The organism is Agrobacterium sp. K11 (assembly GCF_059429395.1).
Genome location: NZ_JCAHRB010000002.1, coordinates 89,952 through 104,871, shown reverse-complemented (window position 1 = coordinate 104,871; position 14,920 = coordinate 89,952). Strand labels below are relative to the sequence as shown.

The 14,920-nt window shown below is 60.7% G+C and carries 12 protein-coding genes; 6 read left to right on the top strand and 6 right to left on the bottom strand.

Going from position 1 to position 14,920, the window contains the following annotated elements; all coding sequences use genetic code 11:
• Positions 1-45: 45 nt before the first annotated feature.
• The 6 genes from gpmI to AC5SEO_RS02170 form a co-directional block, all read right to left on the bottom strand.
• Positions 46-1,563 (bottom strand): 2,3-bisphosphoglycerate-independent phosphoglycerate mutase, encoded by a 1,518-nt coding sequence (gpmI, locus tag AC5SEO_RS02195; protein ID WP_060642349.1) that lies wholly within the window; start codon positions 1,561-1,563, stop codon positions 46-48.
• A 212-nt stretch (positions 1,564-1,775) separates the two neighbouring features.
• Entirely contained in the window at positions 1,776-3,029 is a 1,254-nt protein-coding gene (locus tag AC5SEO_RS02190; RefSeq protein WP_127966130.1) for a dihydrolipoamide acetyltransferase family protein, read from the bottom strand.
• A gap of 2 nt (positions 3,030-3,031) precedes the next feature.
• The gene (locus tag AC5SEO_RS02185; protein WP_003511176.1) at positions 3,032-4,045 is read right to left on the bottom strand and encodes an alpha-ketoacid dehydrogenase subunit beta; all 1,014 of its coding nucleotides are present in this window, start codon (positions 4,043-4,045) and stop codon (positions 3,032-3,034) included.
• A gap of 3 nt (positions 4,046-4,048) precedes the next feature.
• A complete protein-coding gene (locus AC5SEO_RS02180) occupies positions 4,049-5,287 on the bottom strand; it encodes a 3-methyl-2-oxobutanoate dehydrogenase (2-methylpropanoyl-transferring) subunit alpha (protein ID WP_236771348.1) in 1,239 nt (412 codons plus the stop codon).
• A 44-nt stretch (positions 5,288-5,331) separates the two neighbouring features.
• A complete protein-coding gene (locus AC5SEO_RS02175) occupies positions 5,332-6,459 on the bottom strand; it encodes an acyl-CoA dehydrogenase family protein (RefSeq protein WP_174068867.1) in 1,128 nt (375 codons plus the stop codon).
• 12 nt (positions 6,460-6,471) lie between these two features.
• On the bottom strand, positions 6,472-7,635 hold the full coding sequence (locus AC5SEO_RS02170) for an acetyl-CoA C-acyltransferase (RefSeq protein ID WP_026330702.1): 1,164 nt from the start codon (positions 7,633-7,635) through the stop codon (positions 6,472-6,474).
• Between the two features lie 182 nt (positions 7,636-7,817).
• On the opposite strand from AC5SEO_RS02170, the gene AC5SEO_RS02165 reads away from it, so the two are divergent.
• The 6 genes from AC5SEO_RS02165 (at position 7,818) to AC5SEO_RS02140 (ending at position 14,842) form a co-directional block, all read left to right on the top strand.
• The gene (locus AC5SEO_RS02165) at positions 7,818-8,291 is read left to right on the top strand and encodes an Lrp/AsnC family transcriptional regulator (RefSeq protein ID WP_003500312.1); all 474 of its coding nucleotides are present in this window, start codon (positions 7,818-7,820) and stop codon (positions 8,289-8,291) included.
• 81 nt (positions 8,292-8,372) lie between these two features.
• Positions 8,373-9,545, top strand: coding sequence for an isovaleryl-CoA dehydrogenase (locus AC5SEO_RS02160; RefSeq protein WP_019564787.1), 1,173 nt, complete (start codon positions 8,373-8,375; stop codon positions 9,543-9,545).
• 8 nt (positions 9,546-9,553) lie between these two features.
• Positions 9,554-11,155: a carboxyl transferase domain-containing protein gene (locus AC5SEO_RS02155; protein WP_174068868.1), complete on the top strand. Its 1,602-nt coding sequence runs from the start codon at positions 9,554-9,556 to the stop codon at positions 11,153-11,155.
• Between the two features lie 7 nt (positions 11,156-11,162).
• Positions 11,163-13,148: an acetyl/propionyl/methylcrotonyl-CoA carboxylase subunit alpha gene (locus tag AC5SEO_RS02150; protein ID WP_174068869.1), complete on the top strand. Its 1,986-nt coding sequence runs from the start codon at positions 11,163-11,165 to the stop codon at positions 13,146-13,148.
• Between the two features lies 1 nt (position 13,149).
• Positions 13,150-14,076: a hydroxymethylglutaryl-CoA lyase gene (locus AC5SEO_RS02145; protein WP_065687822.1), complete on the top strand. Its 927-nt coding sequence runs from the start codon at positions 13,150-13,152 to the stop codon at positions 14,074-14,076.
• Positions 14,066-14,842 carry an enoyl-CoA hydratase-related protein gene (locus AC5SEO_RS02140; protein WP_113291591.1) on the top strand — a complete coding sequence of 259 codons (777 nt, stop codon included), beginning with the start codon at positions 14,066-14,068 and terminating at the stop codon, positions 14,840-14,842. The genes AC5SEO_RS02145 and AC5SEO_RS02140 overlap by 11 nt, the downstream gene beginning before the upstream one ends.
• Positions 14,843-14,920: the final 78 nt, after the last annotated feature.

Sequence of the window (14,920 nt, the reverse complement as noted above, 5' to 3'; positions counted from 1 at the left end):
CTGGACATGCGCGAGAGCAGCAGGCTCTCGCGCATCGTCGCTGGATTACAGGTCGATCAGGCTTTTGCCCGTCATTTCCGCAGGCAGCGGCACATTCATCAATTGCAGCAGCGTGGGAGCGACATCGGCGAGGATACCGTCATGCAGCTTCGCGCCTTCAGGTCCACCGAACAGGATCACCGGCACCGGATTGGTGGTGTGCGCGGTGTGCGGGCCACCGGTTACCGGGTCGACCATGGTTTCACAATTACCGTGGTCGGCAATCACCAGCATGGCGCCGCCAACCTTTTCCAGAGCGGCAACGACTGCGGCGAGCCCCCGGTCCACGGCTTCGCAAGCCTTGATCGCGGCTTGCAGATCGCCGGTATGGCCCACCATGTCGGGATTGGCGTAATTGGTGACGATGAGATCGTAACCCTTGCCGATCGCCTCGACGAATTTCTCCGTCACCTCAGGCGCGCTCATTTCCGGCTGCAGATCGTAGGTCGCAACCTTCGGAGACTTCGGCATGAAGCGGTCTTCGCCCACTTCAGGTTCTTCCTTGCCACCATTCAGGAAGAAAGTGACATGCGGATATTTTTCCGTCTCGGCCAGACGGAACTGCCGCAGACCCTGCTTGGCAACCCAGGCACCCAAAGTATTTTCGATATCGCGCTTAGGGTAAGCCGTCGTCATGAAGGTCGCATGTTTGGTCGAATATTCCACCATGCCAAGCAGCGCCGAAAGCACTGGCTTTTCACGGACAAACCCGTCGAAATCATCCGCACCGATGGCAAGCAGGATTTCACGAGCGCGGTCGGCACGGAAATTCAGGCAGAAGAGACCGTCGCCGGATTTGAAGCCTTCGTAACCACCGATGACCGTTGGCAGGATGAATTCGTCCGTAACATCATTTTTGTAGCTTGCGGCAACCGCGCTCACCGCGTCCGGCGCATGTTCGCCCCGGCCGAGAACCATGGCGTCATAGGCCTTTTCAACACGCTCCCAGCGATTATCGCGGTCCATCGCATAATAACGGCCGATCACCGTGCCGATGCTGGCGCCTTGCGGCAGGCTTGCCGCAAATGCGGCGACGAAGCCCTCTGCGGACTGCGGCGCGACATCGCGACCATCGGTGATGGCGTGCACGACGACCTTCAAACCCAGATCGGTCAGCAGCTTCACCGCCGCCCGACCGTGGACGATGTGGCCGTGAACGCCGCCATCGGAAACGACGCACATCACATGCGCCACGCCGCCCGCAGCCTTCACCTTGGCGGCGAAATCGAGCATCGCAGCATTCCTGAAAAAGCTGCCGTCTTCGATAGCCAGATCGATCTGGCCAAGATCCATGGCGACGATGCGACCGGCGCCGATATTGGTGTGTCCAACTTCCGAATTGCCCATTTGCCCGGTGGGCAGACCGACATTCGGGCCGAAGGTGGTCAGCCGCGCATTCGGGCAGGTGGCGAAAAGCCTATCCATGGTGGGCGTGTTTGCCAGTACCGGCGCATTGCTGGACGTGTCCTCGCTCAGTCCCCAGCCATCGAGAATAGTCAGGACAACGGGTTTGGGAGTGCTCATGAAAGGACCTTCTTCTTCATTCGGTTGCCGACGAACAGCGAAGCGCTGGGCACCGGAGCGCCCCCGTCCGCCACTATGATCATGATGAGAAAACACGCTTCTCGTTCTTTCTCTTCTATACTCGAAGATCGCGAACGCAAGCCTATACCGACACCGAAACAGTTCCGTGAAGCTGAAGTGCTTCACGGAAGAAAATCCTTTTCGAACGAAGCTCAGCCGTCGATGAAGATCAGCGCCGGCTTTTCCAGCAGCGCCTTGATAGCCTGAATGAAGACGGCGGCATCCCAGCCGTCTACGACCCGGTGATCGAAGCTGGAGGAGAGGTTCATCATTTTGCGCGGCACGAAACCGCTGCCATCCCAGACCGGTCGGGTCACGATCTTGTTCACGCCGATGATCGCCACCTCCGGGTGATTGATGATGGGCGTCGAAACGATACCGCCAAGGGGGCCGAGCGAGCTGATGGTGATGGTGGACCCCGTCAACTCGTCCCGTTGCGCGGCGCCGGTGCGCGACGCCTCGGCCACGCGCATAACTTCAGCAGCACAATCCCAAAGGCCGAGCGCTTCCGTGTGGCGAACGACCGGGACCATCAGCCCCGTAGGTGTCTGCGTGGCTATGCCGATATGCACCGCTTCGTAGTGACTGACGACCCCTTTTTCGTCATCGAAGGTGGCATTCATGCCGGGATGATCGGCGACCGTTTTCACAAGTGCGCGCATCAGGAACGGCAGGATCGTCAGTTTCGGCTGTCCTGACCGGCGGTTGCCATTCATGGTCGTGCGCAAATCCTCCAGATCGGTCACGTCGATTTCCTCGACATAGGTGATGTGGGGAATGCGGGAGACGGAAAGCGTCATCTTCTCGGCGATCTTGCGCCTCAGCCCTGTCACCTTCACCTCTTCGACAGCGCTATCGCGGGAAGCTATCGGCGCAGCGGGCCGCTCAGATTGCGACCGTGCGGTCAGAAATGTATCGAGATCGGCGTGGGTGATATGCCCGTCCGGCCCTGTTCCCCTCACTTGTCCGAGATCGATATCGAGATCGTCGGCGCGCTGGCGAACGGCTGGTGACGCCAGAGGTTTATGGTGTTCCACCTCAGGGGAAGGCGGCGCATCCTGTATTTCGCGGGCGGGCTGGATTTCAGCCGCTGGCGGCTCTTCCGTCATGTCGGATGGCGCTTCCGGCTCAGTCACATCCGCGGGGGCAGCAGCAACAGCGGAGGCATTGGTTTCGATGCGCACCAGCGGTGCCTTAACCGCCACCGTATCACCCACCTCCGCTGCCAACCATGTGACGACGCCCGCAACCGGCGAGGGGATTTCAACCGTCGCCTTGTCGGTCATCACAGCGGCCAGCACCATATCCTCGTGCACGGAATCGCCGGGTTTGACGTTCCATTCCACCAGTTCGGCTTCCGCCACACCTTCGCCGACATCGGGCATAGTGATAACAAATTCCGCCATCTTCAGGCCTCCATGACTTCGACGAGGGCGCGCCCGACGCGGGCCGGCCCCGGAAAATAATCCCACTCCTGCGCGTGGGGATAAGGCGTATCCCAACCAGCCACACGGACGACCGGTGCTTCCAGATGATAGAAGCAGTGTTCCTGTACCAGCGAAACGACCTCCGCACCGAAGCCTGACGTGAGCGTTGCCTCATGCACCATGACGCAGCGACCGGTCTTGGCAACGGACTTCACGATGGTGTCCAGGTCGAGTGGCAAAAGGCTGCGCAGATCGATGATCTCGGCATCCACGCCCGTTTCTTCCGCTGCGGCGAGCGCAACATGCACCATGGTGCCGTAAGCGATGACAGTGACATCCTGCCCGGCGCGGCGGATTTCGGCCTTGCCGATCGGAATGGTGTAATGCCCTTCCGGCACCTCGCCCATTTCGTGCTTCGACCATGGCGTTACCGGCCGGTCGTGATGGCCGTCGAAGGGACCGTTATAGAGCCGCTTCGGCTCCAGAAACATCACCGGATCCGGGTCTTCGATCGAGGCGATAAGCAACCCCTTGGCGTCGTAAGGATTGGAGGGAACCACCACCTTTAGCCCGCAGACATGGGTAAAAAGCGCCTCCGGGCTCTGACTATGCGTCTGCCCGCCAAAAATGCCGCCGCCGGTCGGCATGCGCAGGACTATGGGGCAGGTGAAATCGCCATTGGAGCGATAACGAATGCGCGCCGCTTCCTGGGTGATCTGGTCATAAGCCGGGTACATGTAATCCGCGAACTGGATTTCGACACAGGGGCGCAGGCCATAAGCGGCCATGCCGATGGCCGTGCCGACAATGCCGGATTCGCTGATCGGCGCGTCGAAACAGCGGGTCTTGCCATATTTGCTCTGCAAGCCCTGCGTCGCACGAAACACGCCGCCGAAATAGCCCACATCCTCGCCGAATACCACCACATCGTCACTGCGCTCCATGGACACATCCATGGCGCTGCGGACGGCTTCGATCATCGTCATTCTTGTCATGTCTCACCACCCTGCCTTCTGGCGCTGGCGGGCGAGATGCGGCGGCATCTCGGCGTAAACGCCCTCGAAAATATCCTTCTTTGGCGGCTTGCGGCCCTCATGCAGCGTACCGTGGCTTTCCGCCTCACGCTGCGCCTCAAGCACCTCGTCGGCAATTTCCGCTTCCGCCTGCCGGTGCCGCTCCTCCGACCAGACGCCGCGCAGGATGAGATGTTTCTTCAACCGCAGAACCGGGTCACCCAGTGGCCATGCCTCGGACTCGGTCTTGGGGCGATAGGCGCTCGGATCGTCGGAAGTGGAATGCGCACCGACACGGTAGGTCACATATTCGATCAGCGTCGGTCCGAGATTGCGCCGCGCCCGCTCCACCGCCCAGCGTGCCACGGCATAAACAGCGAGATAATCGTTGCCGTCGACCCGGAGCGCCGGAATGCCGAAGCCCAGGCCTCTGGCCGCAAAGGTGCCGGAACCGCCGCGCGCGATACCCTGAAAGGTGGAAATGGCCCATTGGTTGTTGACGATGTTGAGGATGACCGGCGCCTTGTAGGTGGAGGCGAAGACGAGCGCCGAGTGGAAATCCGATTCCGCCGTTGAGCCGTCACCGATCCATGCTGCCGCGATCTTCGTATCGCCCTTGATGGCAGATGCCATCGCCCAGCCGACCGCCTGCACATATTGCGTGGCAAGATTGCCGGACACGGTGAAGAAGCCATGCTCCTTCGAGGAGTAAAGAACCGGCAATTGCCGCCCATGCAGCGGGTCCAGTTCGTTGGAATAGATCTGGTTCATCATGGTGACGAGCGGGTAATCGTCGGCGATCAGCAGACCCGCCTGCCGGTAGGTCGGGAAATTCATGTCGCCTTTGGAGAGCGCCTTGCGGAAGGCGCAACTGACCGCTTCCTCGCCCAGATGTTGCATGTAAAAGGAGGTCTTGCCCTGCCGCTGTGCCATCAGCATGCGGGCATCGAAAGCCCGCAGCCGCATCATGTTCTTCAGGCCGACGAGCAAATTCTCATCCGAAAGCAGCCCGGCCCACGGGCCGACAGCCTCACCCTGATGATTGAGGACGCGGATGATGGAATAGGCCAGATCGCGCATGTCTTCAGGTGCTGCGTCCACCTCCGGGCGCGGCACGGAGCCGGCCTTGGGTATCTTCACATTGGAGAAATCCGGCTGGTCGCCTGGCCGCACCGCTGGTTCGGGAACATGCAGGCTGAGATGCGTGGTTTCGGTAATATCCATTCTACTCCTCCCATCGCCATCTCCTCCAGACGACGAAACAATTTTCAGAGGTTTCGCGCGATGACCATGCGCTGGACATCGCTGGTTCCCTCGTAAATCTGGCAGATGCGTACATCGCGATAGATCCGCTCCACCGGATAATCCGCCATGTAGCCGTAACCGCCGTGAATCTGGATGGCGTCCGAGCAGACACGCTCCGCCATTTCCGAGGCAAAGAGCTTGGCCATCGAGGCCTCCGAGAGGCAGGGCTCGCCCGCTTCCTTCAGCGCCGCCGCATGCAGCACCAGTTGCCGCGCCGCCGTTATGCGCGTTGCCATATCCGCAAGCCTGAACGCCACGGCCTGATGCTCGATGATGGCTTGCCCGAAGGCCTTGCGCTCGCGGGCATAATCCCGCGCCGCCTCGAAAGCCGCCTGCGCCATGCCAACCGCCTGTGCGGCAATGCCGATACGACCGCCTTCCAGATTGGCGAGCGCGATGCGATACCCCTGCCCCTCTTCACCGAGCCGCAATTCGGCTGGGACCGCCATGTCGGTAAAGGCAATCTGGCAGGTATCCGAAGAATGCAGACCGAGTTTTTCCTCGATCCTGATTACCTCGTAACCGGGCGTATCTGTCGGCACGATGAAGGCCGTGATACCTTTTTTGCCGGCAGCCGGATCGGTGATGGCAAAAACGATGATGACATCGCCGTTCTTGCCCGACGTGATGAACTGCTTTGCGCCGTCGACGATATAGCGGTCGCCATCGCGCCTCGCTTTTGTCTTCAGATTGGAGGCGTCGGAACCGGCCTGCGGTTCGGTCAGCGCAAAACCGCCGATCCATTCGCCGGAGGCGAGTTTGGGGAGGAAGCGCTGCTTCTGCTCTGCCGTGCCGAATTTCAGGATCGGCACGCAGCCAACCGAATTGTGGACGCTCATGATGGTGGAACAGGCGCCGTCACCGGCAGCGATTTCCTCCAGCGCCAGGGCGTAAGCGACAGCACCGGTTTCCGACCCGCCATAATCCTCCGAGACCAGCATGCCAAGAAAGCCGAGTTCACCCATTTCTTTCAGCTCGTCTTTCGGGAACCGGCTTTCCCGGTCGCGCGCGGCAGCACCGGGCGCGAGCCGCTCGCGGGTGAAATCGCGGGCCATGCCCCTGATCTGTTGCTGGGCTTCGTTCAGGATCATCTCCGCCTCCCTTCAGTGCCGCTCGACCGCAAGCGCAGTCGCCTCGCCGCCGCCGATGCAGACGGCGGCAACGCCGCGTTTCAGTCCGTGACGCTGCAAAGCGGCCAGCAACGTGACGACGATGCGTGCACCGGAAGCCCCGATGGGATGGCCGAGCGCGCAGGCGCCGCCATGCACATTCACCTTCTCATGTGGCAGATCGAGATCACGCATGGCCGCCATCACCACAACCGCGAAAGCCTCGTTGATTTCGAACAGATCGACATCCTTTGCCGACCAGCCGGTTTTTTCGAACAGCTTTGTCATCGCGCCGATGGGAGCCGTTGGATATCTGGCGGGTGCATCCGCATGGGAGGCCTGACCGATAATGGTCGCCAGCGGTGAAAGGCCTCGTCTTTCCGCTTCGGAACGGCGCGTGAGAACGAGAGCGGCTGCACCATCCGAGATAGAACTGGAATTCGCCGCCGTCACCGTTCCGCCGTCGCGAAAGGCGGGCTTCAGCTGCGGTATCTTTTCCGGCTTTGCCTTCCCCGGCAACTCGTCCACGCCATCATCGCCAACAGGCGCGATTTCCGCTTCGAACGCACCTTCCTCTATTGCGCGTCGTGCCCGTTCCAGTGAGGCGAGCGCAAAATCATCCTGCATCGCGCGAGTGAATTGATACTCTTGCGCGCAATCTTCAGCAAAAGTCCCCATCAGCCTGCCCTTGTCATAGGCGTCTTCGAGACCGTCGAGAAACATGTGGTCGGTGAGCTTGCCGTGGCCAAGACGATAGCCGTTGCGGGCGCGGTCCAGCAGATAGGGGGCGTTGCTCATGCTTTCCATGCCACCGGCAAGCACGATGGAAGAGCTTCCCGCCGCAAGCTGGTCATGTGCCAGCATGATCGCTTTCATGCCCGAGCCACACATCTTGTTGATTGTTGTTGCGCCAACCGAGTTGGGAATGGCGGCGGCAATCGCTGCCTGTCTGGCAGGAGCCTGTCCCTGCCCGGCTGAGAGCACGCAGCCCATCAGCACATCGTCAATGTCAGCGGAAGAAATTGCAGCCCGTTCGACGGCCGCGCGGATTGCCGCCGCCCCAAGATCGGACGCCGCCACCGATTTGAATTCGCCCTGGAACCCACCCATAGCAGTACGGGCGGCCCCGACGATAACGACAGGGTCATGCACAGCCAAATTCACCTCCCTTGGCTATCCTCCCACCGAGAGAACGACCGTCATCGCAATCTCCTCCAGACCGCGACTGACGTGAACGCTATCACTATCTCGAATTCATTTCAAAGCTATTTTGATTGACAGTTTTTTGATTGGCGATATCTTTGATCCAACAATTAGTCATATCATAGAGCAAATGATCCATGATTGAGCTCGACAGTTTCGACCAGAAGATTCTCCATGTGCTTGGCGATGACGGGCGTGTGAGCTGGCGCGATCTGGCGGCCCGGATCGGGCTTTCCTTCACCCCGACTCTGCGCCGCGTGCGCAAGCTGGAAGAAGAAGGCATCATTCGCGGTTATACCGCCGTGTTCGATGAGAACCGGCTGCTCGGCAATATGGGCGTCTTCATTTCCGTCACGCTGGAACGGCAGATCAAGGAAGCGCTGACGACGTTCGAGCACCATGTCGCCTCCATTCCGGAAGTGGTGGGCGGCTACCAGACGAGCGGCAGTTCCGACTATCTCATTCATGCCATGGTGCGGGATCTACCGCATTATCAGCAGCTTCTGGATTTCCTGACCACAGTTCCCGGTGTGTCGCGCATCCAGTCCAATTTCGCCATCAAGACATTCGTGCGCCGTTCCGCCGCCTTCACCGGAGGTGACGCGCCATAAATGAGAGTTGCCAGCACGGAGGAGGTGCTGGCCGCTGACGAGAGGGACGGAGATAAATGGCCGTCCGGAGGAGGAGACGCGATGAGTTTGAACCTCGCCGCCATTTTCGATGCCGATCTCGGCCCGGAAATCGCAGCATTGCGCGACAGCGCAAGAGCATTCGCCGACGATGAAATAGCGCCGCTCGCAGCAGAAATCGATCGCAACGATCAGTTTCCGCGCCAGCTCTGGCCGCGGATGGGTGAACTCGGTCTGCACGGCATCACCGTTTCGGAGGAATTCGGCGGTGCTGACATGGGCTATCTCGCTCATTGCGTGGCGATGGAGGAGATAAGCCGCGCTTCCGCGTCCATCGGCCTGTCCTATGGCGCCCATTCCAACCTCTGCATCAACCAGATTCATCGCTGGGGAACGGAAGAGCAGAAGCGGCGATATCTGCCCAAGCTGGTGTCGGGCGAGCATGTCGGTTCGCTTGCAATGAGCGAGACGGAGGCCGGCTCGGATGTCGTCTCGATGCGGCTGAAGGCGGAACGTAAGGGCGATGTCTATGTGCTGAACGGCACAAAGATGTGGATCACCAACGGTCACGAGGCAGACACGCTGGTTGTCTATGCCAAGACGGACATGTCCGCCGGTGCGCGTGGCATCACGGCCTTTCTGATCGAGAAAAGCTTCAAGGGTTTTCGCCCCGCACAAAAACTCGACAAGCTTGGCATGCGCGGCTCACCCACCTCCGAACTGGTGTTTACGGATTGCGAGGTACCGGAGGAAAACATCCTCGGGCGTTTGAACGACGGCGTGACAGTATTGATGAGCGGGCTTGATTACGAACGCGCCGTTCTGGCTGCCGGCCCTGTTGGTATCATGCAGGCGGCTATCGATCTGGTGCTGCCCTATGCGCGCGAGCGCAAGCAATTCGGCAAGCCGATCGGCGAATTCCAGCTGGTGCAGGGAAAGCTTGCCGATATCTATTCGGCCATGAACGCCTCCCGCGCTTATGTCTATGCCGTGGCGCGCGCCTGCGACAATGGCCGCATCACAAGGCAGGATGCGGCAGGTGCGATCCTGTTTGCCGCCGAGCGGGCGACGCGAGTTGCATTGGATGCGATCCAGCTTCTCGGCGGTTCCGGCTATGTCAATGAAAGTCCGGCCGGGCGGCTGCTTCGGGACGCCAAGCTTTATGAAATCGGCGCGGGCACCAGCGAAATCCGCCGGATGCTGATCGGCCGCGAACTGGTCAAAGGCAACGGGTGAGGAATGCGATGAAGCTTACATCCAGTCTGAACCGCGATCCTACCTTTTCCGCCAACGTCATCTTCATGTCGGGCCTGGTGGATGACCTGCGGCAGCATGTCGAAAAAATCTCCAAGGGCGGCGGCGACAAGGCGCGCGAACGGCATCTGTCACGCGGCAAATTGCTTGCGCGCGACCGGATAGAAGCACTGCTCGATCCCGGGAGTCCGTTTCTCGAATTCTCGCAATTCGCAGCATACGAGGTCTACGACGAACCCGTTCCGGCCGCCGGCATCGTCACCGGCATCGGCCGGGTCGCAGGCCGTGAATGCGTCATCGTGGCCAATGACGCGACGGTGAAAGGCGGCACCTATTATCCGCTGACGGTCAAGAAACATCTGCGCGCGCAGGAGATCGCTGCCGACAACCACCTGCCCTGCATTTATCTGGTCGATTCCGGCGGTGCGAACCTTCCCAATCAGGACGAGGTGTTTCCCGACCGGGATCATTTCGGCCGCATCTTTTACAATCAGGCCAATATGTCGGCGGCAGGCATCGCCCAGATCGCCGTGGTGATGGGAAGCTGTACGGCTGGTGGGGCCTATGTGCCTGCTATGAGCGACCAGTCCGTGATCGTCAAAAATCAGGGCACGATCTTCCTCGGCGGCCCGCCGCTGGTGAAGGCCGCAACGGGCGAAGTGGTGAGTGCGGAAGAACTGGGTGGCGCGGATGTGCATTCGCGGCAATCCGGCGTGACTGATCACTATGCCCACGATGACCGCCACGCGCTTTCGCTGACCCGAAGGATCGTCTCCACCCTCAACCGCCGCAAACGCGTGGAGCTGGATATTCGCGAACCCGCAGAACCGCTTTATCCATCGGAGGAGCTTTACGGCATCGTGCCCACCGATACGCGCAAGCCTTTCGAGGTGCGCGAGATCATCGCGCGTCTGGTGGATGGTTCCGAATTCGACGAGTTCAAGGCGCTTTACGGCACGACGCTGGTCTGTGGTTTCGCCCATATCCACGGTTATCCCGTCGGCATCGTCGCCAATAACGGCATTCTGTTTTCGGAATCGGCGCTGAAGGGCACGCATTTCATTGAACTCTGCTGCCAGCGCGGCATTCCGCTGGTTTTCCTGCAAAACATCACCGGCTTCATGGTCGGCAAGGCCTATGAGGCTGATGGTATCGCGAAGGATGGCGCCAAGCTCGTTACGGCCGTTGCATCGGCTAAAGTGCCGAAATTTACCGTCATTATCGGCGGCTCCTTCGGTGCGGGCAATTACGGCATGTGCGGGCGCGCCTATTCGCCGCGCTTCTTGTGGATGTGGCCGAATGCGCGCATTTCCGTCATGGGCGGCGAGCAGGCGGCATCCGTTCTGGCGCAAATCCGGCGCGACGGCATCGAGGCGGATGGCCGCCACTGGTCCAAGGAGGGCGAGGAGGCGTTCAAACAGCCGATCCGGGAAAAATACGAGCGGGAAGGTCACCCCTATTATGCCAGTGCAAGGCTGTGGGACGATGGCATCATCGACCCGAAGGACACCCGCCTCGTGCTCGGCCTTGGCCTGTCGGCCGCGCTGAACGCGCCGATTGAACCCACCCGTTTCGGCATATTCAGGATGTGAGGCGACGATGTTCTCAAAAATACTGATCGCCAACCGCGGCGAAATCGCCTGCCGGATCATCCGCACCGCCCGCAAGATGGGCATCCGCACCGTCGCGGTGTATTCGGATGCCGACCGCGACGCCATGCATGTGGCGCTGGCCGACGAGGCCATTGCGATCGGTCCTGCACCTGCCCGCTCGTCGTATCTCGATGCTGAAAAGATCATCGCCGCCGCACAGGCAAGCGGCGCGCAAGCCATTCATCCCGGTTACGGTTTTCTCTCGGAGAATGCCGGTTTCGCCGAAGCCTGCGCCTCTGCCGGCATCATTTTCATCGGCCCGACACCCGATGCCATCCGCGCCATGGGCGGAAAAAGCGAGGCGAAGGCGCTTATGGCGCAGGCGGGCGTTCCCGTGGTGCCCGGCTATCACGGCGAGGATCAGGCCGACGAAAAGCTTGCCGGCGAGGCAGAAGCCATCGGCTATCCGGTTTTACTCAAGGCTTCAGCTGGCGGCGGCGGCAAGGGCATGCGCGTTGTCCGTGAAAAGCGTGAATTTGCGGCAGAGCTCGCCGGCGCAAAACGCGAAGCGCTCGCCGCCTTCGGCAACGACCGCATGCTGATCGAGAAATATCTGGAACGGCCGCGCCATGTGGAGGTGCAGGTCTTTGCTGATGGCCATGGCAATTGTCTTTCGCTTTTCGAGCGCGATTGCTCGATCCAGCGCCGGCACCAGAAAGTCATAGAGGAGGCCCCTGCCCCCGGCCTGCCCGATACGCTCAGGCAACGCATGTACGACGCGGCGGTCGCCGCCGCCCGCGCCATCGACTATCGCGGGGCTGGAACGGTGGAGTTCCTGCTCGACCCGTCCGGCGAGTTCTATTTCATGGAAATGAACACCAGGCTTCAGGTCGAGCATCCGGTCACGGAATATATTACCGGGCTCGATCTGGTCGAATGGCAGATCCGTGTTGCGAATGGAGAGGCGCTGCCGGACGACTGGGGCAATCTGCGCATCAACGGCCATGCCATCGAGGCACGGATTTACGCCGAAGACCCGGCGCATGATTTTCTGCCGTCAATCGGCACGGTCAGCCACCTCGCCTTTCCGGAAGAAGGACCTCACCTTAGGATAGATAGCGGCATACGCACCGGCGACGCCATCAGCGTGCACTATGATCCGATGATCGCCAAGCTGATCGTCTGGGACTACGACCGTCCGTCTGCCGTGCGGCGTCTGCGTCTTGCACTCGAAAAACTGGCGATTTGCGGCGTCACCAGCAATGCCGCCTTTTTAACACGGCTTGCAGGGCTGGATGCTTTCGCCGCCGCCGAACTCGATACCGGCTTCATAGCCCGCAACGAAGCGGCGCTCTTTGCCCCCGGAGCCACGGGCGAGAACGAAATAGCTTTGGCCACGCTCGGCCTGCTTCTCTCACGCCGGAACGGGGCCAAGCCGCAGGCCGATCCTTATAGCCCTTGGAACAATACGAACTCTTTCCGCCTCAATGCGCCAGCGCGGGAAACCCTGCGTTTCGTCCTGGATCAACAGCCGGTCGATGTCGCCGTTAAACATGAGCCAGATGGTTTTTCACTGGAGATCGGCACGCGGGCAATCCGAGCTCATGGCAGCATCTCACAAGACGGCGCACTGCGGGCGACCGTCGATGGCAGGCAAAGGCAGTGCCGTTTCTTTGCCAGCGATAACGGCCACGCGCTTTTTCTGGATGGCGAGCACTATCGCATCAGCCAGCCCGACCCGGTCGATGTAGCGGATACCTCCACCCATACCGGCGGTCTGGAAGCCCCGATGCCCGGCGTCATCCGCGCCATTCTAAGCAAGCAGGGCGCAGCGGTTGAGGCCGGTGACGCGCTTGTGGTGATGGAGGCGATGAAAATGGAGCACACTATCCGTGCGCCAGCAAAAGGCACCGTCACCGCCATCAACTGCGCCGAAGGTAATATGGTCGAAGCCGGCGCCATGCTGGTGGATTTCGAACCGGAGGGCGCATGAGATGGCCTTGCCCAAAACCGTCAAGATCGTCGAGGTCGGCGCACGTGATGGCCTGCAAAACGAAACTGCTGAGGTTCCCACCGCCATCAAGATCAGGTTGATCGAGCGGCTGGCTGCGGCCGGATTGGCAGCGGTGGAGGCGGGAGCCTTCGTTTCGCCAAAAAAAGTTCCGCAAATGGCAGGGTCGAAGGAGGTGCTTCTAGGCCTCAAACGACACCCCAATACCGCCTATCCGGCGCTCGTTCCAAATATCAAGGGTTTCGAGGCCGCCGTTGAAGCCGGTGTGACGGAGATAGCCGTTTTCGTGTCCGCATCCGAAGGCTTCAGCCAGCACAATATCGCCTGTTCGCGCGCCGAAAGCCTCGAGCGCCTGCGCGATGTTTCGGAGGCAGCTGCCAGCCGTAACATCCGCATGCGCGGCTATGTCTCCTGCATCGCCGGTTGCCCCTATGACGGCGCGGTCGCACCCGAAGATGTGGCGGCGATGGCCGAAGCGCTTGTCGCCATGGGATGCTACGAAATCTCGCTCGGCGATACGATTGGTGTCGGCACGGCCGGGCAAATCCGCAAGCTCATCCAACATGTATCGACCCGCATCCCGCGCGAAAAACTCGCCATGCATTTCCACGACACCTATGGGCAGGGCGTCGCCAATGTGCTGGCTTCGCTTGAGGAAGGTATTTGTGTGTTCGACAGTTCCGTGGCCGGGCTCGGCGGTTGCCCCTTTGCGCCGGGCGCAAGCGGCAATGTCGCCACCGAAGACGTTGTTTATCTCCTGCACGGGCTTGGCATCAAAACCGGCATCGACCTGATGACGGTGGCGAGAACGGGAGACTGGATAAGTCGCCATCTCGGCAGGGCGAATGCGGCACGCGCAGGTAAAGCACTGCTTGCCGTAAAGATGGAGGATAATGCACATGGTGGGTGAGCTGTTGAGCGAGAAGCGCAAGGACGTTCTGTGGCTGACGCTTAACCGGCCGGACGTCCACAACGCCATGAACGCCGCGATGACGGACGCCTTGACGCATGCGATCCGGACGGCCTCCAGCGACGGCGACCTGCGTGCCGTTGTGATAACGGCGGCGGGCGACCGTAGCTTCTGCTCAGGGGCCGATCTGAAGGAAAGCGCTGGTGGCATGTTCCTCTCGCGAGACGGAACGAACCCCATCGCCAATGTGATGCGCGCTATCGAGACCTGCAACAAAATCGTCATCGCCCGCGTCAATGGCCGGGTGCTGGCGGGTGGGCTAGGCCTTATCGCGGCCTGCGATCTCGCTTATGCCGCCGATCATGCTGAGTTCGGCCTGCCGGAAGTTCGCGTCGGGCTTTTCCCGGCCATGGTGGCGGCGAAACTTCTGGCCAAAATACCGCTGAGCCGCCTCCACGAAATGGCCTATCTGGGGCAACCGGTCACCGCCGCAGAGGCCGAAGGCATCGGCCTCATCAACCGCACGGCGCCACGTGCCGAACTCGATGGCGTGATCGAGGGAGTAATCGCCCGCTTGCGGCAGAACGCGCCGGGCGCAGTCGCCGCCGGAAAGGCAGCGCTGCTGAGGATGCGCGACATGCCGGCCAGTGAACGGCTCGCCTTTGCCGAAAGCGTCATCGCGAAGATCAGCAGCAGCGAGGAGGCGCGCGAAGGCAGAGACGCCTTCGCTGGAAAACGCCCGCCGATCTGGGCTGGCGGGTCCTGAACCACCGCTCAAGGTCTTAATCGATATAATGCCCAAAGTCGCGTTGACCCCGTTCGGCAAATCGAGTTCTATCCACCA